The following is a 22124-nucleotide window of genomic DNA, read 5'->3' as shown; positions in this document are numbered from 1 at the left end:
GCGCTCAAAGCCATTTTAAACCACACTATTTCAGTCACGCCATCAGATGTAGATAGAAGCTTCACCCTCTGGGCGCGTCTTGAGCAACCGCAGGAACCACATATACTGCTCTGGGTAAGCTAAGATAACTTGCTCGACCACTTTGTTCAGTGCCAACGCTTCGTTTTCTTTGCCCACCATGTCTTCAGGCGCAACGGCCGCCATCACAGTGAGATCAAATTGGCGTGACGTTTGATTGTAGCCAATCTTTACTGGCAGCACTTGGGCATTACCCGCCTGCGCTAAACGCCCAACAACAGGTAATGTTGCCTTAATTGTGCCTAAAAAAGGCGCAAACACACTTTGTCCTGGCCCTAAATCTTCATCGGGAAGATAAAAGAAACTGTTACCGCGCTTAAGCTCAGCTAATAACGCACGAATACCCGCCTCACGCATATACACATGGCCACCACAACTGCTGCGAACACGATTACTAAACCAATTAAATAAGCCGTTTTTATGGGCTTTGGCCATCGTCACCATAGGTAACTCAATATTTAAGCGTAAACCAGCATAATCTATCGGCCATACATGAGGCATAACAAAAATAATCGGCTGCCCCGCCGCTTGTGCCTTGACCACATGCTCAAAGCCGAGCAGATTAACTCGACGACGTAAATGCGCTTTTGAGCGCACCAGCAATTCGCCTTGGGCTAACAACACTAGGACAAAATTTTGCACGTTCTGTTGAATTAACGCTTCGATTTCAGCGGTAGATTTATCAGGAAAACACGCTTTTAAGTTAGCTCGAGCAATGCGAATGGGCTTTTTAGCAATCGGTATCACTATTTTTGCTAATAATCTTGCAATAGGATCACGCAGCCATGCAGGCATGAGTCCAAAAATGACTAATAGACCGATCGCCAACCAAGAGGCCCAGTATTTAGGATGTAATAGGACGAGTTTAAAACGACGGTCGAAATGTTTAGGCTGTCTTGACAAAGAAATCACCTCAGACAGTGAATAAGGACAATGAAAATATTGCACTAAAAAAATAAACAGGAAAGCCACTCTCAAAGGAGTGGCCTTCCCATCAAACAAACGAAATTACTTACCCGTGTTTGCTGCTTCTACACGAGTTTTCAGCTTTTGGCCAGGACGGAAAGTCACGACACGACGAGCAGAAATCGGGATATCTTCGCCTGTTTTTGGGTTCCTTCCCGGTCTTTGATTCTTGTCCCTAAGGTCGAAGTTGCCAAAGCCAGATAACTTGACCTGCTCACCACTTTCGAGGGCGCCCCGAATCTCTTCAAAAAAAGACTCAACCATCTCTTTGGCGACACGTTTGTTCATTCCGAGTGTTTCAAAAAGATGTTCTGCCATTTCGGCTTTGGTAAGTGCCATACTTTAATCCCTCAACGATGCGTTGAACTCGGACTTAAGGGCAGAAACAACTGAAGCAACCGTCTCAGCAATCTCTTTTTCCTCAAGCGTACGAGTAGTGTCTTGTAATGTAAGTGCTATCGCCAGGCTCTTCTTGCCGGGTTCAACACCTTTACCTAAGTATACATCGAACAAGTTTATGCCAACCAACTGATTTTCGCCAACTTTTCTTATCAATTTCATCACATCACCTGCAGACACACTCTCATCTACTACGACTGCGATGTCACGACGATTAGCTGGAAACTTAGATACAGCTTGGGCTAGCGGTAAACTGGTATGCAATAAAGCATCCAATTCCAACTCAAAAACGATGGTTTTACCATTGAGTCCAAAAGGCTTCTCCAAACTAGGATGGATTGCACCTATATGACCGATCACTCGATCATTTCTCAATATTTCAGCACATTGCCCCGGATGGAGAGCAGAATGTGTCGCCCTTCTAAAGCTAAATTCTGAGACGGAAACTGTCAAGCCGATAATAGCCTCTAAATCACCTTTAAGGTCAAAAAAATCAACAGTTTTCGATTCCATCGACCAATGTTCATCATTTTGGAGCCCAGTAATGACACAAGCGAGCATTGCTTGCTGCCTTACACCGGATTCTGCATTGATATCAGGAACAAAGCGTAGACCTGTCTCAAAAAGTCTCACACGACTCTGTTGACGACTTTGGTTGTAACCCACTGCGGCCAATAAACCGGTGAACATTGACAGGCGCATGGCCGACATTTCACTGGAAATTGGGTTTGGTAACACCATAGCGTCTAAACCAGGATGAACCAGATTTTGCAATTTTGGATCGACAAAGCTGTAGGTTACCGCTTCTTGGAAGCCGCGAGCGACCAATAAGGCACGCACGCGTTTTAGGCTTAAGTCAGATTCTTTATGATCAGACATACGCAGCGCGGCAACAGGCGCCGTATTCGGGATATTGTTATAACCGTAAATACGGGCCACTTCTTCGATCAAATCTTCTTCAATCGCCATATCAAAACGATAAGTCGCGGTAGTGACCTGCCAGCTATCTTGGCCAACAACGACGCTAAAACCTAAACGTTGTAGGATTTCAACGACATCGTTATCAGGTACATGGTGACCGAGGATTCTATCTAACTTGCTACGACGTAAAACGATTTGTGCAGGTTTGGGTAAATCAGCCTCTGATTTAGCCTCAACTACAGGGCCAGCTTCACCGCCACAGATATCCAGTACTAAACGCGTAGCACGGTCGATAACCTTGTGTTGCATCTCAGGGTCAACACCACGCTCAAAGCGGTGTGATGAATCTGTGTGCAAACCTAAACGACGTGACTTACCCATAATGGCAAGAGGCGCGAAGAAGGCACATTCAAGCAGTATGTCTTGGGTCGTGTCGCTCACGCCTGAGTATTCACCGCCAAACACGCCTGCAAGGGCTAATGGACGCGCATCATCGGCGATCACTAAGGTATCGCTTGGAATGGTCACTTCGCTGCCATCAAGCAGGGTGATTTTCTCTTCGCCAGTGCCTAAACGCACTTGGATATCGCCCGTTAACTTGGCCAGATCGAAAGCGTGCATAGGTTGACCGAATTCAATCAACACAAAGTTAGTGATATCTACGATGGGATCGATAGAGCGAATACCGCTACGACGCAGTTTTTCCTGCATCCATAATGGCGTAGGCGCTTTCACATTGACGCTTTTAACCACACGGCCTAAGTAACGTGGGCAAGCGGCTGGCGCCTTAACGTTAATCGTGACCTGTGCATCTGTCGTTGGCGTAACGGCTTGCCACTGTGGCTCAACCACTGCTTGGCGGTTTAACACGCCCACTTCACGGGCAAGACCTGCCATGCCTAAGCAATCGGCACGGTTAGCCGTTAAATCCACATCGATAACGGCATCATTAAGTTGCAGATAATCGCGGATGTCAGTGCCTAATGGCGCGTCCAATGGCAATTCGATAATGCCATCGCTTTCGACGTTAATGCCAAGCTCGCTGTACGAGCACAACATGCCTTCTGATGGCATGCCACGCAGTTTGGCTTTCTTGATTTTGAAATCGCCAGGTAATACCGCGCCAACCATAGCCACGGCCACTTTAAGACCCTGACGGCAGTTTGGTGCACCGCAGACGATATCGATAAGTTCGCTACCACCAACGTTGATTTTGGTGACGCGCAGTTTATCAGCATCGGGATGCTGACCACACTCAACCACTTCACCAATAACTACACCGCTAAAATCGGCAGCTACGGCTTCAACGTCATCGACTTCGAGACCGGCCATAGTGATCTGGTGGGATAATGCTTCACGGCTGACTGAAGGGTTTACCCATTCACGAAGCCAAGATTCGCTAAATTTCATGCTATTACAGCTCCGTTATTTAAATTGCTTCAGGAAACGTAGGTCGTTTTCGAAAAACGCACGTAAATCGTTTACGCCGTAACGCAACATAGTTAAGCGCTCGACACCCATACCAAAAGCAAAACCAGAGTATTTTTCTGGATCTATGCCAACGCTGCGCAGCACATTGGGATGTACCATACCGCAGCCAAGCACTTCTAGCCATTTACCATTTTTGCCCATCACATCCACTTCTGCTGAAGGCTCAGTGAAGGGGAAGTAAGACGGACGAAAACGCACTTGCAGATCTTCTTCGAAGAAGTTACGCAGGAAGTCATGCAAAATGCCTTTCAATTCAGCAAAGTTAACATGCTCATCAACCAACAACCCTTCCACTTGGTGGAACATTGGCGTGTGCGTTTGGTCGTAATCGTTACGATAAACACGACCCGGAGAAATAATGCGTAATGGTGGCTTTTCAGTTTCCATAGTACGGATTTGCACGCCCGAAGTTTGGGTACGCAGCATCAGTTTAGGATTGAAATAAAAGGTATCATGATCAGCACGTGCTGGGTGGTGCTCAGAGATATTCAGTGCATCGAAATTGTGAAAGTCATCTTCAATTTCAGGCCCCTGCTTTACCGAGAACCCTAATTCCCCGAAAAAGGTTTCGATACGCTCAATGGTTCGAGTCACAGGATGCAAGCCACCGATCTCTTGGGTGCGGCCTGGCAAAGTCACATCAATCTTTTCAGCGATTAATTTGGCTTCCAGTTCCGAACTCTTCAGACCATCGATGCGCTCAGTTAATTTTTGTTGAATAGCCTGTTTAGCATCATTGACCGCTTGGCCAAAGGCTGGCTTTTCTTCAGGGCTTAAGCTACCCATCATTTTCATCATGTCGGTGATCTTACCCTTCTTCCCAAGGTAATCGACACGGATATCATCCAGTGCTTTTAGATCACTGGCCTGGTCAATAATGACTAAGGCTTGTTCTACGATCTCAGTTAACTGCTGCATTTTCTCTTCCACTGCATAGTCGCGCTTGATAAACAAGTGCTATGGGCGCCAAACTTTCAGGCTATTTGGGTGCTCAGGTTATCGGGCGTTAATGCCAGACGCTTTGCTAGCTATAACGAAATAAAAGGATAGAAATTTTACGCGAGCGAGCGGCATATTACTAGGGCTTATTGGGGGTTTTTATCATGCAAATTCATGTGTTACCCCAGTTCAGAGCCTGAGTTTTGCTCAAGGGGAAACCCAAACCTCGATTCTGACGTAAACAACTTCCGCTTTCAGCAACTAGCAGTATTTGTAACTAAACTGTAAACTCACACCTGTACCTTGCCAAAGTTGCAGCAAACAACACAATAACGACTGCAATTAGACTACATTAACCATATAAATCATTACAAAACAGAAAACTATAAAGTCTATGGCAAACTGACCGATATACATTCGGTTAACAGCCCATTTTATCGAGGCACTAATGAAAGAAGTAAAATTTCGCTGGATAGATCAATATCTTATCCATATGACCTTAAAAACTAAATTCGCTATTCTCTCTATCGTTCCCATGTTGATGATTGTTGGACTGGCGCTTTTTCTAGATAACCAATCCCAGCAAACCTTAATTCAAGGACAGCTCAACAGTCTGCAAAATGCTTCACAACAAATCAACCAAGTCACTGGCAGCTTATATAACAAACTACCTGAGCAAGAACGCCAAACTATCCTTAATCAACTTAGCCGCGAAATTGAAGGTAATGTCAACATTGTTTCAATCAATGACGCCGACAGTAAAATACAAGCGATTGCTCGTAGTGGCGGCGGCATTGATGATAGCGGTAAGCAACCAAGAGCTGTGAGTCGCGTTAACGATCAAAACCTGATCACGATTATTCCCTTAGATAACAATGAAATTGATGCCCTTCTCGCCAACGATAACCTGCTGGTTTATGGCCTAATGGCGGCACTCGTGTTTGTGCTTTTTTTGTTCAGCTATTACATTTCAACCTTCGTAGGCGGCGCACTTTATACAACAGTAATGGCATTAAAACGGGCCGCATCGGGTGATTTAACGGGGCGTTTAAACTTCTTCGAAGTAAAGGACGAGTTCAGTATCTTAGCCATCAGCATTGATGCCTTAGTAGAACGTCAACATACCTTAGTAAAACAAATCGCAGAATCGACCGCTAAAATACGCGAAGTTGTATCATCGTTTCGTAGCACGGCGCAGCAAGGTCAATCCTTAGCGGTTAACCAGAGACAACATCTGGACTCTTTAGCCACAGCAATGGAAGAAATGACTGCAGCAGTGAAGGAAGTCGCCCGCAATGCCGAGCAATCATCCGCCGAAACCCAAGAAGCTAATAAACAAGTTAGCGCAGGCGGCAAAGACATTGAAACCACAGTTAAAGCTATCGATTTGTTATCGGATGAAATATCTGCCGCTTCCAATGCGGTCGGTATTCTCAATGACAATGCCAGCAAAATTGATGAAGTGGTTTCAACCATTAATGCCATTTCCCAGCAAACCAACTTGCTGGCCCTCAATGCGGCTATTGAAGCGGCACGCGCGGGTGAACAGGGTCGTGGCTTTGCGGTCGTTGCTGATGAAGTGCGTACGCTGGCGGGGCGTACTCAAACAGCCACGGTTGAAATTAAAACCATGATCGAATCGCTGCAATCTGGCACACGCAACCTGACCCAAGTGATGTCACGTACAGTGACTCAGGCCAATGAGGGTAAACTGCACGTATTGCAAACCGGTAAAGATCTCGATGCGATTGCTCACCACAGCAATAAAGTGTTTGAAATGAGTGTGCTCATTGCCACCTCTGCCGACGAACAATCGGCAGTAGCCAACGAAATTGCCACCAACCTAATGGAAATTCGTAACCAGTCCCACGATGTGGAACAATCAGCCAACCAATCGGTTTCTGGTTGTGATGAGCTACAAGCAACGGCAGGACAACTTGATGAGCTAATGATAGGGTTAAAAATCTAGCAATAATTTTGCCACTTTCAATCTAAAGCCCACAATAAATAAGGGAGCGATAATCGCTCCCTTATTTATTACTCTTTAATCAGCAAACTGACTGCAAAGCAATTAATCCACATCTTTGAGCGGCCATAGCACGATATGATCTTCGATATCTTTCACGCGTCTTTCATCAACCACCTTGCCTTGAATAGACATGCCCGCTAAATGCATCGCTTCTTTGGAGCCTGTAAGCAGCGGGTGCCAGCTCGGTAGCTCACGCCCTGCCGCAAGGCGGCGATAGGCACAACTGTCGGGCAACCAAGTTAACTCATGGATATTATCAATCGTGATCACTGTACATTGGGGGACATGGGTGAAACGGTCACTGTAATGCTGACAGCCCGCCGTTTGATGATCGAGTAAAAGGCAAGCTGCATTGGTGTAATACAAGTCTTCGGTTTCATCATCTATCAACTTGTTTAAACAACATTTACCACAGCCATCACACAGGGATTCCCACTCGGTTGCGCTCATCTGCGCTAATGTTTTGCTCTGCCAAAATGCCATGATTAACTGTATCTTCTTAATAAAAAACCCGCTCAATGCGGGCTATTTTACACTAATTTGTCGTCAGATACGCAATGCCACTGAGATTAACGAGTGTGGTTTGACGCGCCTGAGCTCATTAGCAGCGTCTTGATGCTGCCAACTTAATCTTTGATCCCAAAGCTCAGCTTATGCTCAGTCAATAAATTCACCTGAGGTGGCGGAATTTGTAAATAAAAGCCATTTTCTGCCATGGCCGCTCTGACTTTATGTATATCTGCCATTCCTAACGCGTCGCGTTTAGCGATAGGAAACACCATCACCAGCTTAGGTACACCGAACATTTCCATTAAAGGCGCGGGAACATCGTCAAAAAAATCTCTTTTCTTCACAAATAAATAAGTATCAGCCTTTCGACTACTTTTATAAACGGCACATAGCATAAGAATCAAATATCCAATAGTTCAAACTTGCCAGTCAATGGGGCACACTATAACATGGTCGCCTAGTAATTTAATTGTAAAATCAGCGAACAGGCTGATGATTTCTGGAGAATAGTGCCGGGATGTCAAAACCTAGCGTAGAGTTAAAAGGCGCTTCTTTTACTCTTTCAGTGCTTCATATTAATAGCAGCGATTTACAGGCTGTGATGCATGAGTTGGACAGCAAATTAGCACAGGCTCCTCAGTTTTTTCTGGGTGCACCTTTGGTTGTTAATCTCAGCGCCATTCAACACGACAGCTTAAATTTGAGAGATTTAAAAGATCTACTGATCTCACGTCAATTAGTCATTGTTGGTATAACGGGTGCGACAACCGTGATCAATAAACAGGCCAAAGATTTAGGCCTCGCCATCGTTAAAGCAGGGAAACAAAGCAGTACTCCCCCACCAGCGCCGCGTCAAACTAAAATAGTGAAGCAAAATATTCGTTCAGGCCAACAAGTCTATGCAAAAAATGGTGATTTAATCATATTTGGTGCGGTAGGCAATGGCGCAGAAGTCATCGCAGATGGTAGCATTCATATCTACGGCGCATTACGAGGAAAAGCCATGGCGGGCGCGGCGGGCGATACCAGCGCCGTTATCATTGCCCACTCTCTAGAGGCCGAACTCGTTTCAATAGCTGGACAATATTGGCTCGCTGAAAATCTACAACAACATAGCTCAGATAAAAGCGGCTGTATTCGCCTAAACGGTGAGTCGCTTATGGTTGAATCATTGCCCCTCTAAATGGCAGAACAAAGGACAGAGAGAAACATGGCACAAATTATTGTTGTCACTTCAGGAAAAGGCGGCGTAGGTAAAACCACATCGAGTGCTGCGATTGCCACTGGTCTTGCTATGCAAGGACACAAAACCGTGGTTATCGATTTCGATATCGGCTTACGAAATTTAGACTTGATCATGGGGTGCGAGCGGCGTGTGGTTTATGACTTCGTCAATGTGATCAATGGCGAAGCCAATTTAAACCAAGCACTGATTAAAGATAAACGTTGCGATAAATTATTTATTTTACCCGCGTCGCAAACCCGCGATAAAGAAGCATTAACCAAAGAAGGCGTGGGTCGCGTTTTAGACGATTTGGCTAAAGATTTTGAATTTATTATATGTGACTCACCGGCAGGGATTGAACAAGGCGCGATGATGGCACTGTATTTTGCCGATATTGCCATTGTGACCACCAACCCAGAAGTCAGTTCAGTGCGCGACTCAGACCGTATTTTAGGTATGCTGCAAAGTAAATCACGCCGCGCTGAGCAAAATCTCGAGCCAATAAAAGAATATTTACTGCTGACTCGTTATTCGCCTAGCCGTGTAAAATCCGGTGAAATGTTAAGTGTGGACGATGTTCAAGAGATCCTAGCGATTGAATTACTTGGCGTTATCCCAGAGTCACAATCGGTACTGAAGGCCTCTAACTCAGGCGTGCCTGTGATTATCGATCAAGAAAGTGATGCCGGCTTAGCCTACAGTGACACAGTCGCGCGTTTACTGGGCGAAGATATTCCAGTACGCTTTATTACGGAAGAAAAGAAAGGTTTCTTACAACGGATATTTGGTAGCTAATTATGTCTTTACTCGACTATTTCAAAAGCAAGAAAAAGCCTAGCACTGCGGTAATGGCAAAAGAGCGCCTACAGATCATCGTGGCTCATCAACGTGGACAAAGGGACACTCCCGATTATTTCCCGCAGATGAAACAAGAAATTATTGCCGTTATTCGTAAATATGTGCAGATTTCTGATGATCAAGTTTCTGTACAGTTAGATCAAAACGACGATAACTTGTCAGTGCTTGAGTTAAACGTCACTTTACCTGACAGATAAGTGATACGTCGGTAATACAAAAGCATCATCTTCTGTCGAAGATGATGCTTTTTGTTGGTTACTTTCAATATCATGTCAAAAGCTTAAGCTACTAGACTTCAAGCTTTGCTAGAGATTCAGCGGCTAATTTACCTCGCCAACCGCATAATACTGCGGGTAAATCCCCTTGTTGCTTATCCCAACGCCATTGCAAAAACTCATGAATATGACGTTTAGAACCGAGCATTTCCTGCGGTACATCATGATGTTCACACAACTCAACTAAGCAGTTTTTAATGGCTTTGAAGGCCGATTTATAACCCGGTTTTAACGCTAACACATCTACTAATTCGGGTAAATTTACTAAGTCAGCGGTTTGTAATACACGTAGTAGGTCTTTGCCGTGTATACGTTTTTCCTGCTCAGTTAAATCATTAAGCTTAAACAGATCAGCCGAGGTTTTAGGTTGCTTCTTAGCTAAAGCGATAAGGCCATGATCTTTAACGACAAAACCTAAGGCTAAATCACGTACTAAGGCTTTCTCAAGACGCCATTTAGCAAGCACTTTAAGATAGGCCAATTGAATTTCGGTTAGCTGAAAAGCATTTTTCACTTTCAAATAAGCGGTGTCGGGATCAGCAAGCCTGCCCTGAGTCATTCGCTCCCCTTCTTCGTATAACCAAGCTAAGCGTCCTTGAGCACTGAGTTTAGCTTCAAGCTGAGGATATAATTGATATAAATATAATACGTCATTAGCGGCATAGCTGAGCTGCGCTTCAGTTAACGGACGACGGATCCAATCGGTACGCGACTCGCCTTTATCAATGATTTCACCAAGGCAAGTTTCAACCAATTTAGCATAACCCACCCCATGACCCATACCACATAACGAGGCAGCTATTTGGCTATCAAATAACGGCGTGGGCTGACATTTACCGTAATGGGCAAAGACTTCTAAATCTTCACTACAAGAATGCACTAGCTTAATAATATTTGGATCTGATAACAGCGCCCAAAACTGTGATAAATCCGGTAATGCAACCGGATCAATTAAGGCTAGGGTTTTACCGTCATAGGCTTGAATTAAACCTAACTTGGCATAATAAGTACGGGTACGAACAAACTCGGTATCTAAGACGAGTATTTTACTCTGTTGGTATTGGGCAACGAGAGCATTAAGGCTAGCTTCATCACTCACATATTGAAACGCTGACAAATTCTTCTCCAGATCCTGTGGGTCAATCACAGTCCATAAAAACAAAAGCCGGCAAATGCCGGCTTCAATCTTACGCGTGCTTAACTTCGTCTCTAAGCTCTCGTCGCAAGATTTTACCCACGTTAGTTTTAGGTAACTCGTCCCTAAATTCTACCAGCTTCGGTACTTTATATCCCGTTAAATGAATACGGCAATGCTTAATGATGTCCTCTGCGGTTAAAGATTTATCTTTTGCCACCACAAATACCTTCACTAACTCACCGCTAGCTTCGTTTGGTACACCTACCGCAGCCACTTCGATAACTTTTGGATGCATAGCGATAACTTCTTCCACTTCGTTCGGGAATACGTTAAAGCCTGAAACTAGGATCATGTCTTTTTTACGATCAACAATATAGAAGAAACCTTTTTCATCCATATAACCGATATCGCCCGTGGCTAACCAACCATCAACGTCTATCACTTTGGCCGTTTCTTCTGGACGTTGCCAATAGCCTTTCATTACCTGTGGGCCTTTACCAAACAGCTCGCCTTTTTCGCCTTGCGCTAACACGTTACCATCGTCATCACGGATTTGGATCTGTGTAGAGGGCGCAGGAAAGCCGATAGAGCCGTTGTAACCTGCTAAATCATAAGGGCAACAAGTTAATAAAGGTGAAGCTTCCGTCAGACCATAACCTTCGAGTAAACGAGTTTTAGTGAGAGCTTGCCATTTATCCGCCACCGCTTTTTGCACCGCCATACCGCCGCCGATAGACAGTTTTAAGCCAGTGAAATCAAGCTCAGCAAAATCCTCACTATTGACTAAGGCATTAAATAAGGTATTTACACCAGTCAATGCGGTGAAAGGATATTTTTTTAATTCAGCCACAAACCCTGGAATATCGCGTGGGTTGGTGATGAGTAAATTTTGGCTGCCTTTGTGTAAAAATAATAAGCAATTCACTGTCAACGCAAATATATGATACAGCGGCAACGCAGTAACGACAAACTCGCTGCCATCGTCTAAGGCTGGAGAATAAGCGCCATCGGCCTGCAAGACGTTAGCCACGATATTGCCATGGGTCAGCATAGCGCCTTTAGAGACCCCAGTGGTGCCACCTGTATATTGTAAAAAAGCCAAGTCTGCGTTAGTGACTTCAGGTTTGATGTACTGCATTCGACGCCCCCTTGATAGGGTATCGCGCATCGATAAAGCGTGGGGTAAATCGTATTTTGGCACTAATTTTTTAATGTACTTCACTACAAAGTTCACTAAGGTACGTTTAGGCGCACTTAATTGGTCACCAAGACGGGTAATGATCACACTTTTGATTGGGGTTTGATCGACGACTTCTTCGAGGGTACGAGCAAAGTTTGACACGACAACAATGGCTTTAGCACCCGAGTCAATCAACTGATGTTTCAGTTCGCGTGGGGTATAAAGCGGGTTAACGTTAACCACCACCATACCGGCACGCAATACACCAAATAGTGCAATGGGATATTGCAATAAATTTGGCATCATTAAAGCAACACGATCGCCCTTTTCAAGTTTTAATTCATTTTGTAAATATGCAGCAAATGCGCGGCTACGTTCTTCCAATTTGCGATAGGTTAACGTGGCACCCATGTTGATAAATGCAGGTTGATCTTCATACTTAGCCACCGCGGTCTCGAACATATCGACGAGCGATGAGTATTGTTCAACATTTATTTCAGCAGGCACATCTTTTGGCAAATGATTAATCCAAGGCTGATCCACTACTCTCTCCTAAATCTCCACAACTGTGGAAACGATATCCATACAAGCGTCAATACTCGATAAATACCGAGTTAAAATACCGGCTTACATTTTATAGTTATTGATTTACTCGTCAAAAATCATACGAGCGTTTTAATTTTGATCATCATCACATAAAAAAAACAAAAAACCTAGTGCCTTTTTATGTGACTAAAAAGTTAAGCATTAAACGAATTCTTCGGTCAAGCGAGCAACGCTTGCTGCATTACCCATGTGTACGTGGTGATCGCCCTCAATAATATGTTCAGACAAATGCTTAAACCACGTTCGAGCTTTAGGGATTGCACTCTGTAACTGCTTAAAACCTTGCGTTCCACAAACCAGCAAAGTATCCACCGAGATATCCTGCATCAAGGCATCAACTTGAGCAAAAGTGATTCGCTGGGGTGAATCAAACCTCAACCGTGGATCGCTACGCCAACTCACGCCTTCACCTTCTGGCTGCATATTGCGCTCAAGTAACAGACGACACCAAGGCTCAGCCAATCCAGTTAAATGTGCCCTTGCCTTTATTGCAATGTCGATACTGTCATAACTCTTTATTTGTCGATGCTGCTGCGTTAAATATTTCTCATGTTGGTAGAAGCTTTTCCTCAATCTAGCCTTAGCTTGCGTTGCTGGCTCAGACAGTGGATTCAAGGCTTCAATTAATACCAGCTTATTAACCTTTTCAGGAAAGGCAGCAGTGTAAGCCGAGGCTATTATTCCCCCAAGTGAATGTCCGATTATCGCAATGGGCTTTTGCGGTAAAACAGTTAATAACACATCTAAATCATACAAATAATCAACCCAATGCAAGGGATAATGGCCCGGCCTATGCGCCGAAAAACCGTGCCCAGGCCAATCAATCGCGAGAATTTGGTACTCGAGTAAATACGCGGCTAAAGGCTCAAAACTGTTGGCATTGTCTAGCCAGCCATGTAAAGCAAGTAGTAACGGTTTATCCTTCGCCCCCCATAATCGCCCCGAGAGCCTAATATGAGGTAATACAAATTCAATTTGATTTTGGGGGGCGAAAGATTGCCACATAATGCCTCTAATGTCAGCCGATTAAGATGATTTTTTGACGAATTTAAGGGTCATACGGTCACTCTCACCGATCGCTTGGTATTTTTCTTTATCACTATCACCCAAGCCAAATGATGGCGGTAAAGCCCAAACACCTTTAGCATAATCCTTAGTATCTTTTGGATTGGCATTAATTTCTGAAGTTTCAACTAAGGTAAAACCTGCTTTCTTAGCTAAATCAATCATACTGGTTTGATTCATATAACCCGTGCTAAGGCTCATCCCTTCATTCGCTCTATGTTCTACTACGCCAAAAATACCGCCATCCTTTAACACTTTATATGAGGCAGCAAACACATTATCGAGCTGATCCGCTGATGCCCAGTTGTGCAAATTACGGAAAGTTAATACCAGATCAGCACTACCATCGGCGCCTAAATCCATCTTATATGGCGGATCAAACGTAATCATTGTGGCATTACCGAGTACATCTTTATTCGCCATCATCCACGCTGCATACTTAGTGCCTGCATTAGCACGATAACGATTTCCGGGGGTATCTGTTGCAGGCGCAGTTTCAAAACTGGCGGCGATATAATGGCCTTCTTTGGCTAAATAAGGTCCTAATATTTCGCTATACCAGCCATTACCTGGCCAAAGTTCAATTACTGTCTGTGTTGGGGCAATGCCAAAAAAGCGTAAGGTTTCTGCGGGGTGACGATAAACATCGCGACTGGCATTTTTAGCCTGACGAAAATCGCTTTTTAGAGCTTTATCTAAACTTTCATCTGCATAGGTTGCGTTGGAACATAAACCGGCCATAAGTAAGCTGGCAACTAAGGTGACTTTTTTCATTTTAATTCTCCATGGATACCGAAAGCCTAAGCTAGCAGCCAATGCGTTAAAATCCAAGGAATAGAAGTCGTAAAATCTAGGTTTGAGTGACATAAGTGGTTATGGCTCAAAGTGATGAGTCAATTCACCTTTATCTAAACCAACAAAGCGTAAAGCGGAAAAACGTCTAGAGGAAACACAATACGCCTGAGGTATTAAAAGACCTTGTGAATTATCGATTCGCAGCGTTATCGACACGGCGCCACGCAAAATATAAGGCGCCGGCACTGGTTAATAACCAAAGTCCTACCCAAATCCACGCGGGGATCCAAGTGCGCTCGGCTAACATCACCGCATCCCCTTGACCAAGTCCTAGCAACACCGTCGGACTCGCCAGCGCATTGAGCATGATCATTAAACCAATAATACGTAAAAATTGGGTCAACATTTTGTTTTGACTGAGTTTAAGCGGTAACAACAAAATAATAGTCAGCACGGCTAAAATCGCCAGAGTGAGGATATCCCGGCCCCAAAGCAAGCCGCTTAGCACCACTAAAGCGCCGAGCAAGGCAAAGCTCACGCGGATCCCCTTTGGCCAAGTCGCGAGTAAGTAGATTAAATATCCCCAACAGGCCGCGCCAAAATACCCAGCAAAACCAATCAACATCGGCGAACCCCCTTGGCTAAAACAAAAGCCTGCGCCGTTAGGGAATAGCTGAATATGGCTGACAATGCCCGAGCTTAAAATCGTTGCAATACCATGGGATAATTCATGAAAATAACTTTCAAGCCATTTAAACGGCACGCTTAAATAAGGAATACGGGTGATGAGTAACGCCACCACCAGCTCGATGATAAACAAGCCACGGCTTGGCACACCGCTGGCGGCTAAACCTGTTAATTTAGAAGAGGAAAATCGAGGTTGAACGGGGAGGCTTTTGTTGATGTTCAAGCATACAAGTCCACGCCAACCATTTGCTGAATTTCATCGCGTTTGGCGGCATGTTGGGTTTGTAAATACTGGGCTATCGCTCCTTGGTGACCGCGGGTATCTTGTTCATACTCAAGATGTGCACCAAGTCTTGATTGTAAATTTCCCGCAGCGTTTTTAGGCTTATCTAAACTGACGGCTTCGACGGCATCTTGCTCAATCACTGGGCGTGACGATTCAGGCGCCGTTAGCCCCTGAGCGATAGCGGGTCTATTACTCGCTACGGCATTCGTCAAACTCGTTTGATTCACATTAATCTGCATCAAAAAGCCTTAAGTTTGCACTATTCATCGTTAAGCCATTCATCGTAAAGAATGCTTAGCATTAATTGCCTGAGATTCTATCGCAGATACTCAGGCAAAGAACAGCTTATTCACGACCGGGTAACTTTTTCCATGTGACTGTATCACGTAAATATACAGGTTCAAGCTCATCGACCGAGGTTGTTAGCCCTGCTTTGATACCTGTCTCAGCCAATATCAGCATAGCCCTTGCATCGGGATATTTCACGGCGTCGAGAGCTAAAATCCCCTTGCCGAGTGTCAGTAAATCCGGATACGCATCAAAACCTGTGCCGCAAGCCACTATGGGCGCTTGAGTATCAAGCTGAAGTTGTACGTTGGCAGGAGCACTGACCACTTCTTTACCGACTAATGTCGCAATACCATCGACGGCCACAAACTGCCCCCAATACACTTCGCCCATGCGCGCATCAATGGCACAAAACACTTGCTCGGCTTGATGCTCGCTAATGGCCATTTGTGCCATTGCCGCTAAGGTTGAAATACCAATGACAGGCAAATCTAACCCCAGTGCCAGACCCTGCGTCATGCTAGTACAAATACGGATCCCCGTAAAACTGCCGGGGCCTCGACCATAGGCAATTGCAGTCACTTTATCTACGCTAATGCCTGCTTTTTTGAGCACAGAATCGACCATAGGTAATAAGCGCTGACTATGTTCACGCGGGGCATCGGCAAGTTCAGCATAAATTTGACCTTGATATTGCAGTGCCGCAGAGCAAGATTCTGTACAAGTATCTAAGGCCAAAATACAAGCTGGATGTTCGTGTGTTATTGTCATTTCAAAACCGGATAGCGGGCAAAATTTCGCATCAAAATAGACTATTTTTGTACTTTGCGAATATGCCATGAATAAACTGGCGCAAATAATAACATCAAATGCCCGAAAACAAAGGGCTAAGCACGCAATCCCATTAAAATAGCGCTCGGATAACATACCCCGATATGCCAGTGCGAGAGTGATATGCACGACCTAAACATATGTTAAGTAACCAATTTAAAAACACTATTCTTTTAGGGAACTTTTTATCTTTGATTGTCAGAGCATACAAGTATAAATTGAAGTCATCCCTTGCCATTGTACGATTGCATTTATCCGCCTTCGATAAGGAAAACTCATGTTAAACACGCCTCCATTGCGTCGCTTAAGACGCTTACGTAGTTCAGAAGCGATGCGCGATCTGCTGCGCGAAACCCATGTTTCGTTAAGCGATCTCATCCATCCCCTGTTCATAGAAGAACGCATCACCCACGCAGTGCCTATCTCCACGCTACCTGGCATCAGCCGTTTACCTGAGAGTGCACTGGCGGATGAAGTACGCGAACTTTACGCCCTCGGGATCCGCTATGTGATGCCCTTTGGAATTTCCCACACTAAGGATGATAAAGGCAGCGACACATGGGATGACAATGGCTTGCTCGCCCGCATGGTGCGCACCATTAAAGCTGCCGTACCAGAGATGATGGTGATCCCCGACATTTGTTTTTGTGAATACACAGATCACGGCCATTGCGGCGTGGTGCACAATAATGAAGTCTGCAACGATCTCACCGTCGAAAATTTAGTTAAGCAATCTGTGACTGCCGCCAAAGCGGGCGCCGATATGTTAGCGCCATCGGCTATGATGGACGGTCAAGTGAAAGCCATTCGCCAAGGGCTCGATGCCGCAGGTTTTGAGCATGTGGCGATTCTGGCCCACTCGGCAAAATTCGCCTCTTCCTTCTACGGTCCTTTTAGAGCGGCGGTCGATTGTGAACTCAGTGGTAACCGCAAGGGATATCAGCTTGATTATGCCAACGGTCGCCAAGCCCTGTTAGAAGCCTCATTAGATGAAGCCGAAGGCGCCGATATCCTGATGGTTAAACCCGGTACGCCTTATTTAGATGTACTTAGCCGTTTAAGACAAGAAACTAATCTGCCACTCGCTGCCTATCAAGTCGGCGGTGAATATGCTGGCATTAAATTTGCCGCCCTTGCGGGCGCGTTGGATGAGCGTGCTGTGGTGGCTGAAACGTTTATCGGCTTAAAGCGGGCGGGGGCAGATTTGATTGTCAGCTATTACACCAAACAATACGCCCAATGGTTAACTGAAAGCCGATAGTTAAGTTGTTCGTTAAGAAAACAACTAGGTTTTGCACTTTAGAAACCCCATAAAAAACGCCACCTTTATCGGTGGCGTTTTTGTATTTAACACCCTGTGCTAAATCGCTTAAGCCTTCTGCAATCTTGCAAACAAGGCTTTCACTTTTTCCACTTTAGGACGCACGACCATCTGACAATAGGGCTGCTCACCGTGTAAAGCGAAGTAGTCATTGTGATAATTTTCAGCGGGATAAAAAGTATCAAACGCTGATACTTGAGTCACTATTGGCGCATCAAACACTTTTGCCGCCTCCAACTGAGCCAGCATTGCAGTGATTTGATCTATCTGCTTAGCATTGTGGGTAAACACCACTGAACGATATTGTGGCCCCTTATCATTACCTTGGCGGTTAAGAGTCGTTGGATCGTGACTCTCAAAAAAGACCTGCAATAGCGTCGTAAAATCAATTTCCTCTGGGTTGAACTCGATATGCACAACCTCTGCATGGCCAGTTTGGCCCGAGCAAACCGATTTATAATCGGCATCATGGGCATCACCGCCAGCATAGCCAGAAGTCACATTCACCACGCCTTTTAGGCTTTGAAAGATAGCCTCGACGCACCAAAAACACCCAGCACCCAAAGTCGCAAAGCTGTTCGATGCTGGTTCAACAGCATCATCCATCCCTTTAAAAACCATAGAAACGGAGTTAACACAGTGACGAATATTATTGGGTGTTAACATCTCACCTTCAAAAACATGGCCTAAATGGCCGCCACACTGGCTACAGACAATTTCGATTCTGCGGCCATCGGCGTCGACATGGCGCGTTACAGCGCCGGCAATTTCATCATCGAAGGCTGGCCAGCCACAATGGGCATTAAATTTATGCTCAGAGCGATACAAGGGCGCATGGCATTTTTTGCATAAATACAAACCCTTGGCATCATGATCATAATACTCACCACTAAAGGGGCGTTCAGTGCCTTTCTCTTCGATAACATAGCGTTCAAAATCGGTCAGTTTGTTCATATTAATGCCCTTTCGACTCACGTCGTTGTCTATTTTTATACTCTTCATTCAGTTGATTAAGGAGCTGATCCATAAGAAGCCAACATAAGACCCACTCCATGCAAGATTTCTTGCGCTCGGCTTCAAAATGCGGCCGACATCCATCCAATCACAACAAATCCAATAGCCCATACTAACGGGTTTAAGGGCTAAAATCTTACTACTTAAGCCAGTCCTAATCTATGCGTTTAAATCAGTGCTCATTAGGTGACAGCATAAGTGACGGAAAATACAGCAGTTGCTCTCGCTAACCCCCGCTGAGTATTTGCACCCGCTCCAGCGCACGGCTACACTTGCAGCGGGTCAAATTACAACTAAATATAACAAGTAGAAACCAAAATGAAATTAGAAACCATTGATTACCGCGCTGAAAACAGTGCCCAGCAATTCGTTGAATCACTTCGGGAAACTGGCTTTGGTGTTTTATCTAATCATCCGATTGATAAGCGCTTAGTTGAAGACATCTACACCGAGTGGCAAGCCTTTTTTAATTCAGAAGCTAAAAACGACTATATGTTCAAAAAAGAAACCCACGACGGTTTCTTCCCCGCATCGATTTCTGAAACTGCCAAAGGCAACACAGTCAAAGACATTAAAGAGTATTACCACGTGTACCCTTGGGGCCGGATCCCCGATTCACTGCGTGCCAATATTCTCGCCTATTACGACAAAGCCAACGCGCTGGCCGCTGAGCTTTTAGAGTGGATCGAAACCTACTCACCCGAAGACGTAAAAGCCAAGTTTTCGATGCCATTGCCAGAAATGATCGCCAACAGCCAAAAAACCTTACTGCGTATTCTGCATTACCCACCGATGACGGGCAGTGAAGAAATGGGCGCCATTCGCGCCGCCGCTCACGAAGATATCAACCTTATCACAGTGTTACCTGCGGCCAATGAGCCTGGGTTACAAGTGAAAGCCAAAGATGGCACTTGGTTAGATGTCCCCAGCGATTTTGGCAGCATTATTATCAATATCGGTGACATGTTACAGGAAGCCTCTGGCGGCTATTTCCCATCGACGTCACACCGCGTCATCAATCCTGAAGGTACGGATAAAACCAAGTCACGGATCTCTTTGCCGTTATTTTTGCATCCAAACCCTGCTGTCGTGCTGTCTGAGCGTTATACCGCCGACAGTTATCTGATGGAAAGATTACGCGAACTCGGGGTGATCTAAGCCTTAATTCAGCCTATTAATCCAAGTGACAATCACAAGAGACAGTCAAGGATTAAGCGATTAAAGCGCCTTAGGGCGCTTTTTTTATGACATTCGCCACCTTCAAGGTAGAATAGCCGTTCTTTAAGTTATTTAGGACAAGGCGTTATCATGGCAATTCAGTGGTATCCAGGGCATATGCACAAGGCACGCAAAGAGATTGAAGAGGCAATGCCTCAGGTCGATCTTGTAATCGAAGTGCTGGACGCGCGTATTCCCTACAGTAGCGAAAACCCCATGGTGGCTCAGCTTCGAGGCGACAAACCTTGTATCAAACTGCTCAATAAATCTGATCTGGCCGATCCAGAGATCACCGCACAATGGATTGAATACTTAGAGCGTGAGCAAGGCGTCAAAGCCACGGCGATCACCACACTGCAAGCGGCAATGGTGAAAAAGATCCCTGATATCTGCCGTAAGCTAGTGCCTAGTCGCGATAAAACCGAAAAAGACATTCGCACTATGATCATGGGGATACCCAACGTTGGGAAATCTACCATCATCAATACCTTAGCTGGCCGTGTTATCGCCAAAACAGGTAACGAACCTGCGGTGACCAAAACCCAACAAAGGATCAATTTACGTAACGGTATCGTACTCTCGGACACCCCAGGGATTTTGTGGCCCAAAGTGGATAACGAAGCGAGCAGCTATCGCCTCGCCGTCACTGGTGCCATTAAAGATACCGCAATGGAATATGAAGATGTGGCCCTGTTCGCCGCTAAGTATTTCTTAACCGCTTATCCAAAAGAGATTTGTGAGCGCTACAATCTCAGCGAATTACCCAAAGATGATGTGGTTTTACTTGAAGCGATTGGCCGTAAACGTGGCGCCCTGCGTCCAGGTGGTCGCATTGATATGCACAAGGCATCAGAGTTATTACTGCATGAATATCGCTCGGGGAAAATAGGTCTTCTCTCATTAGAAACGCCTGCGATGGCCGAGATAGAGAAGATTGAAGTCGCCCGTGTTTTGGCCATAAAAGAAGCAGAGAAAGAGGCTAAACTGGTCAACGAACGGCTTAAACGTTCGGGCAAACGCCACGATTAATCAATGAGCAGTTGAGCAGTTGAGCAGTTGAGCAGTTGAGCAGTTGAGCAGTTGAGCAGTTGAGCAGTTGAGCAGTTGAGCAGTTGAGCAGTTGAGCAGTTGAGCAGTTGAGCAGTTGAGCAGTTGAGCAGTAAGTAAAGCCAGTAAAGCCAGTATATTCAATGTGCTGGCTTTTTTATTACGAGATATTTAGCAATATATAAGCGTTAACTCACCGTTGTTTTTGTGTGCTTGATACAAGATTATTGAGCAAGGCATCAATATTTTTTTCTAATAAATCCAATACTAATTCAAAACCTTCTGCGCCACCATAATAAGGATCGGGCACTTCACTGAGTTGCGTATCACCGTAAGCAAGCATCAACTGTAATTTATCCTGATACTCGAGCGGACAACGACACCGCAGCTCGGCTAAATTAATCTTATCTGCCGCAAGAATTAAATCAAAATGCTCAAAATCAGCATCTATAATCTGCCTTGCCCGTATTCCTTCGAAACTAAAACCACGCTTTTTACCCGCAGCCATAGCACGGCTATCGGGTTTATCTCCTTGGTGATAGCCCATAGTACCCGCAGAATCTACCTCAATATTTAGCCTGCGCTCCGCAACCTTAACGCGGCACACCGCTTCCGCAGTGGGTGAGCGACAAATATTGCCCGTACACACCATTAATATGCGTTGCACTCTCGCCTCTTTCATTTCATTCAATCCTTCAACAGTCAAAGCTTATCCACCGCCATGATTAAGTGATTAAATATAGTTTGCGCCTTAATTGTCAAATTAAGGCGCTATAGGGGTGAAACCATTGCCAATTAATCAGTAAATATAGAAGGTTTGTTTTAATTTATACATTAACGTTCATCGTGATACGCCAGTATTCGCTAGGTTATCAACATCATGTTCGACTTGTCGCGCAGCCACTTATCACACCTTATGCTTTTACAATACACTCTATATGGCATGATTTATATATA

General features: G+C 45.0%; 22 protein-coding genes. 7 read left to right on the top strand and 15 right to left on the bottom strand.

Translation table 11 applies throughout. The features are described from left to right. Window positions 1–42 precede the first annotated feature (42 nt). From lpxM to pheS, 4 genes are all read right to left on the bottom strand, one after another. On the bottom strand, window positions 43–981 hold the full coding sequence (gene lpxM, locus ACRN9H_RS03000; protein ID WP_432312405.1) for a lauroyl-Kdo(2)-lipid IV(A) myristoyltransferase: 939 nt from the start codon (window positions 979–981) through the stop codon (window positions 43–45). Between the two features lie 105 nt (window positions 982–1086). Further along, window positions 1087–1383: an integration host factor subunit alpha gene (gene ihfA, locus ACRN9H_RS02995; RefSeq protein WP_006081370.1), complete on the bottom strand. Its 297-nt coding sequence runs from the start codon at window positions 1381–1383 to the stop codon at window positions 1087–1089. 3 nt (window positions 1384–1386) lie between these two features. Then, the gene (pheT, locus tag ACRN9H_RS02990) at window positions 1387–3774 is read right to left on the bottom strand and encodes a phenylalanine--tRNA ligase subunit beta (protein WP_432312404.1); all 2388 of its coding nucleotides are present in this window, start codon (window positions 3772–3774) and stop codon (window positions 1387–1389) included. Window positions 3775–3789: 15 nt separating this feature from the next. Beyond that, complete coding sequence (gene pheS / locus ACRN9H_RS02985) at window positions 3790–4773, bottom strand: phenylalanine--tRNA ligase subunit alpha (protein ID WP_006081368.1); 984 nt, start codon at window positions 4771–4773, stop codon at window positions 3790–3792. A gap of 469 nt (window positions 4774–5242) precedes the next feature. Between pheS and ACRN9H_RS02980 the strand changes: the two genes are divergently transcribed. Further along, window positions 5243–6763: a methyl-accepting chemotaxis protein gene (locus tag ACRN9H_RS02980; RefSeq protein ID WP_432312403.1), complete on the top strand. Its 1521-nt coding sequence runs from the start codon at window positions 5243–5245 to the stop codon at window positions 6761–6763. Between the two features lie 102 nt (window positions 6764–6865). Here the strand turns inward: ACRN9H_RS02980 and ACRN9H_RS02975 are convergent, their stop codons facing one another. Both ACRN9H_RS02975 and ACRN9H_RS02970 read right to left on the bottom strand, forming a co-directional pair. Next, a complete protein-coding gene (locus ACRN9H_RS02975; protein ID WP_006081366.1) occupies window positions 6866–7306 on the bottom strand; it encodes a YcgN family cysteine cluster protein in 441 nt (146 codons plus the stop codon). 143 nt (window positions 7307–7449) lie between these two features. Next, window positions 7450–7728, bottom strand: coding sequence for a YcgL domain-containing protein (locus ACRN9H_RS02970; protein ID WP_432312402.1), 279 nt, complete (start codon window positions 7726–7728; stop codon window positions 7450–7452). A 122-nt stretch (window positions 7729–7850) separates the two neighbouring features. Between ACRN9H_RS02970 and minC the strand changes: the two genes are divergently transcribed. From minC to minE, 3 genes are read left to right on the top strand one after another with little or no spacing between them, the layout of a single operon-like run. After that, a complete protein-coding gene (gene minC, locus ACRN9H_RS02965) occupies window positions 7851–8516 on the top strand; it encodes a septum site-determining protein MinC (protein ID WP_432312401.1) in 666 nt (221 codons plus the stop codon). A gap of 27 nt (window positions 8517–8543) precedes the next feature. Beyond that, window positions 8544–9353: a septum site-determining protein MinD gene (gene minD, locus ACRN9H_RS02960; RefSeq protein ID WP_432312400.1), complete on the top strand. Its 810-nt coding sequence runs from the start codon at window positions 8544–8546 to the stop codon at window positions 9351–9353. Between the two features lie 2 nt (window positions 9354–9355). Next, window positions 9356–9613, top strand: a complete 258-nt coding sequence (gene minE / locus ACRN9H_RS02955) for a cell division topological specificity factor MinE (RefSeq protein ID WP_007648439.1) — start codon at window positions 9356–9358, stop codon at window positions 9611–9613. Window positions 9614–9704: 91 nt separating this feature from the next. Here the strand turns inward: minE and rnd are convergent, their stop codons facing one another. From rnd to tsaB, 7 genes are all read right to left on the bottom strand, one after another. Then, window positions 9705–10808 (bottom strand): ribonuclease D, encoded by a 1104-nt coding sequence (rnd, locus tag ACRN9H_RS02950; RefSeq protein ID WP_432312399.1) that lies wholly within the window; start codon window positions 10806–10808, stop codon window positions 9705–9707. A 70-nt stretch (window positions 10809–10878) separates the two neighbouring features. Then, a complete protein-coding gene (gene fadD / locus ACRN9H_RS02945) occupies window positions 10879–12552 on the bottom strand; it encodes a long-chain-fatty-acid--CoA ligase FadD (RefSeq protein WP_432312398.1) in 1674 nt (557 codons plus the stop codon). A gap of 204 nt (window positions 12553–12756) precedes the next feature. Next, a complete protein-coding gene (locus tag ACRN9H_RS02940) occupies window positions 12757–13620 on the bottom strand; it encodes an alpha/beta fold hydrolase (RefSeq protein ID WP_432312397.1) in 864 nt (287 codons plus the stop codon). Window positions 13621–13641: 21 nt separating this feature from the next. Continuing rightward, window positions 13642–14454, bottom strand: a complete 813-nt coding sequence (locus tag ACRN9H_RS02935) for a class I SAM-dependent methyltransferase (protein ID WP_432312396.1) — start codon at window positions 14452–14454, stop codon at window positions 13642–13644. A gap of 211 nt (window positions 14455–14665) precedes the next feature. After that, a complete protein-coding gene (locus tag ACRN9H_RS02930; RefSeq protein WP_432312526.1) occupies window positions 14666–15379 on the bottom strand; it encodes a M50 family metallopeptidase in 714 nt (237 codons plus the stop codon). A 2-nt stretch (window positions 15380–15381) separates the two neighbouring features. Beyond that, window positions 15382–15687, bottom strand: coding sequence for a hypothetical protein (locus ACRN9H_RS02925; RefSeq protein WP_107882695.1), 306 nt, complete (start codon window positions 15685–15687; stop codon window positions 15382–15384). A gap of 106 nt (window positions 15688–15793) precedes the next feature. Continuing rightward, on the bottom strand, window positions 15794–16507 hold the full coding sequence (gene tsaB / locus ACRN9H_RS02920; protein WP_432312395.1) for a tRNA (adenosine(37)-N6)-threonylcarbamoyltransferase complex dimerization subunit type 1 TsaB: 714 nt from the start codon (window positions 16505–16507) through the stop codon (window positions 15794–15796). Between the two features lie 337 nt (window positions 16508–16844). Here tsaB and hemB point away from each other — a divergent pair, with 337 nt between their 5' ends. Continuing rightward, entirely contained in the window at window positions 16845–17828 is a 984-nt protein-coding gene (hemB, locus tag ACRN9H_RS02915; protein WP_432312394.1) for a porphobilinogen synthase, read from the top strand. Between the two features lie 108 nt (window positions 17829–17936). Here hemB and ACRN9H_RS02910 read toward each other — a convergent pair whose 3' ends face one another. Continuing rightward, window positions 17937–18842 carry a bifunctional methionine sulfoxide reductase B/A protein gene (locus ACRN9H_RS02910; protein ID WP_432312393.1) on the bottom strand — a complete coding sequence of 302 codons (906 nt, stop codon included), beginning with the start codon at window positions 18840–18842 and terminating at the stop codon, window positions 17937–17939. Between the two features lie 378 nt (window positions 18843–19220). On the opposite strand from ACRN9H_RS02910, the gene ACRN9H_RS02905 reads away from it, so the two are divergent. Both ACRN9H_RS02905 and ylqF read left to right on the top strand, forming a co-directional pair. Beyond that, on the top strand, window positions 19221–20060 hold the full coding sequence (locus tag ACRN9H_RS02905; RefSeq protein ID WP_432312392.1) for an isopenicillin N synthase family dioxygenase: 840 nt from the start codon (window positions 19221–19223) through the stop codon (window positions 20058–20060). A 150-nt stretch (window positions 20061–20210) separates the two neighbouring features. Continuing rightward, window positions 20211–21149 (top strand): ribosome biogenesis GTPase YlqF, encoded by a 939-nt coding sequence (gene ylqF, locus ACRN9H_RS02900; protein ID WP_432312391.1) that lies wholly within the window; start codon window positions 20211–20213, stop codon window positions 21147–21149. 211 nt (window positions 21150–21360) lie between these two features. Here ylqF and ACRN9H_RS02895 read toward each other — a convergent pair whose 3' ends face one another. Continuing rightward, window positions 21361–21849 (bottom strand): low molecular weight protein-tyrosine-phosphatase, encoded by a 489-nt coding sequence (locus tag ACRN9H_RS02895; RefSeq protein WP_432312390.1) that lies wholly within the window; start codon window positions 21847–21849, stop codon window positions 21361–21363. Between the last annotated feature and the right edge of the window lie 275 nt (window positions 21850–22124).

The organism is Shewanella sp. MF08487 (assembly GCF_050848685.1).
Taxonomy (GTDB): Bacteria; Pseudomonadota; Gammaproteobacteria; order Enterobacterales; family Shewanellaceae; genus Shewanella; species Shewanella glacialipiscicola.
This window is presented reverse-complemented; position numbering and strand designations above follow the sequence as displayed.

Bases quoted from the DNA above. Each gene is read 5' to 3' on its own strand.
- ACRN9H_RS02970 (WP_432312402.1), bottom strand. From the start codon at position 7,728: ATGCTATGTGCCGTTTATAAAAGTAGTCGAAAGGCTGATACTTATTTA.
- pheS (WP_006081368.1), bottom strand. From the start codon at position 4,773: ATGCAGCAGTTAACTGAGATCGTAGAACAAGCCTTAGTCATTATTGAC.
- ACRN9H_RS02980 (WP_432312403.1), top strand. From the start codon at position 5,243: ATGAAAGAAGTAAAATTTCGCTGGATAGATCAATATCTTATCCATATG.
- ylqF (WP_432312391.1), top strand. From the start codon at position 20,211: ATGGCAATTCAGTGGTATCCAGGGCATATGCACAAGGCACGCAAAGAG.
- ACRN9H_RS02895 (WP_432312390.1), bottom strand. From the start codon at position 21,849: ATGAAAGAGGCGAGAGTGCAACGCATATTAATGGTGTGTACGGGCAAT.
- minE (WP_007648439.1), top strand. From the start codon at position 9,356: ATGTCTTTACTCGACTATTTCAAAAGCAAGAAAAAGCCTAGCACTGCG.
- pheT (WP_432312404.1), bottom strand. From the start codon at position 3,774: ATGAAATTTAGCGAATCTTGGCTTCGTGAATGGGTAAACCCTTCAGTC.
- ACRN9H_RS02975 (WP_006081366.1), bottom strand. From the start codon at position 7,306: ATGGCATTTTGGCAGAGCAAAACATTAGCGCAGATGAGCGCAACCGAG.
- tsaB (WP_432312395.1), bottom strand. From the start codon at position 16,507: ATGACAATAACACACGAACATCCAGCTTGTATTTTGGCCTTAGATACT.
- ACRN9H_RS02935 (WP_432312396.1), bottom strand. From the start codon at position 14,454: ATGAAAAAAGTCACCTTAGTTGCCAGCTTACTTATGGCCGGTTTATGT.
- ACRN9H_RS02910 (WP_432312393.1), bottom strand. From the start codon at position 18,842: ATGAACAAACTGACCGATTTTGAACGCTATGTTATCGAAGAGAAAGGC.
- hemB (WP_432312394.1), top strand. From the start codon at position 16,845: ATGTTAAACACGCCTCCATTGCGTCGCTTAAGACGCTTACGTAGTTCA.
- ihfA (WP_006081370.1), bottom strand. From the start codon at position 1,383: ATGGCACTTACCAAAGCCGAAATGGCAGAACATCTTTTTGAAACACTC.
- minC (WP_432312401.1), top strand. From the start codon at position 7,851: ATGTCAAAACCTAGCGTAGAGTTAAAAGGCGCTTCTTTTACTCTTTCA.
- ACRN9H_RS02905 (WP_432312392.1), top strand. From the start codon at position 19,221: ATGAAATTAGAAACCATTGATTACCGCGCTGAAAACAGTGCCCAGCAA.
- minD (WP_432312400.1), top strand. From the start codon at position 8,544: ATGGCACAAATTATTGTTGTCACTTCAGGAAAAGGCGGCGTAGGTAAA.
- ACRN9H_RS02925 (WP_107882695.1), bottom strand. From the start codon at position 15,687: ATGCAGATTAATGTGAATCAAACGAGTTTGACGAATGCCGTAGCGAGT.
- ACRN9H_RS02940 (WP_432312397.1), bottom strand. From the start codon at position 13,620: ATGTGGCAATCTTTCGCCCCCCAAAATCAAATTGAATTTGTATTACCT.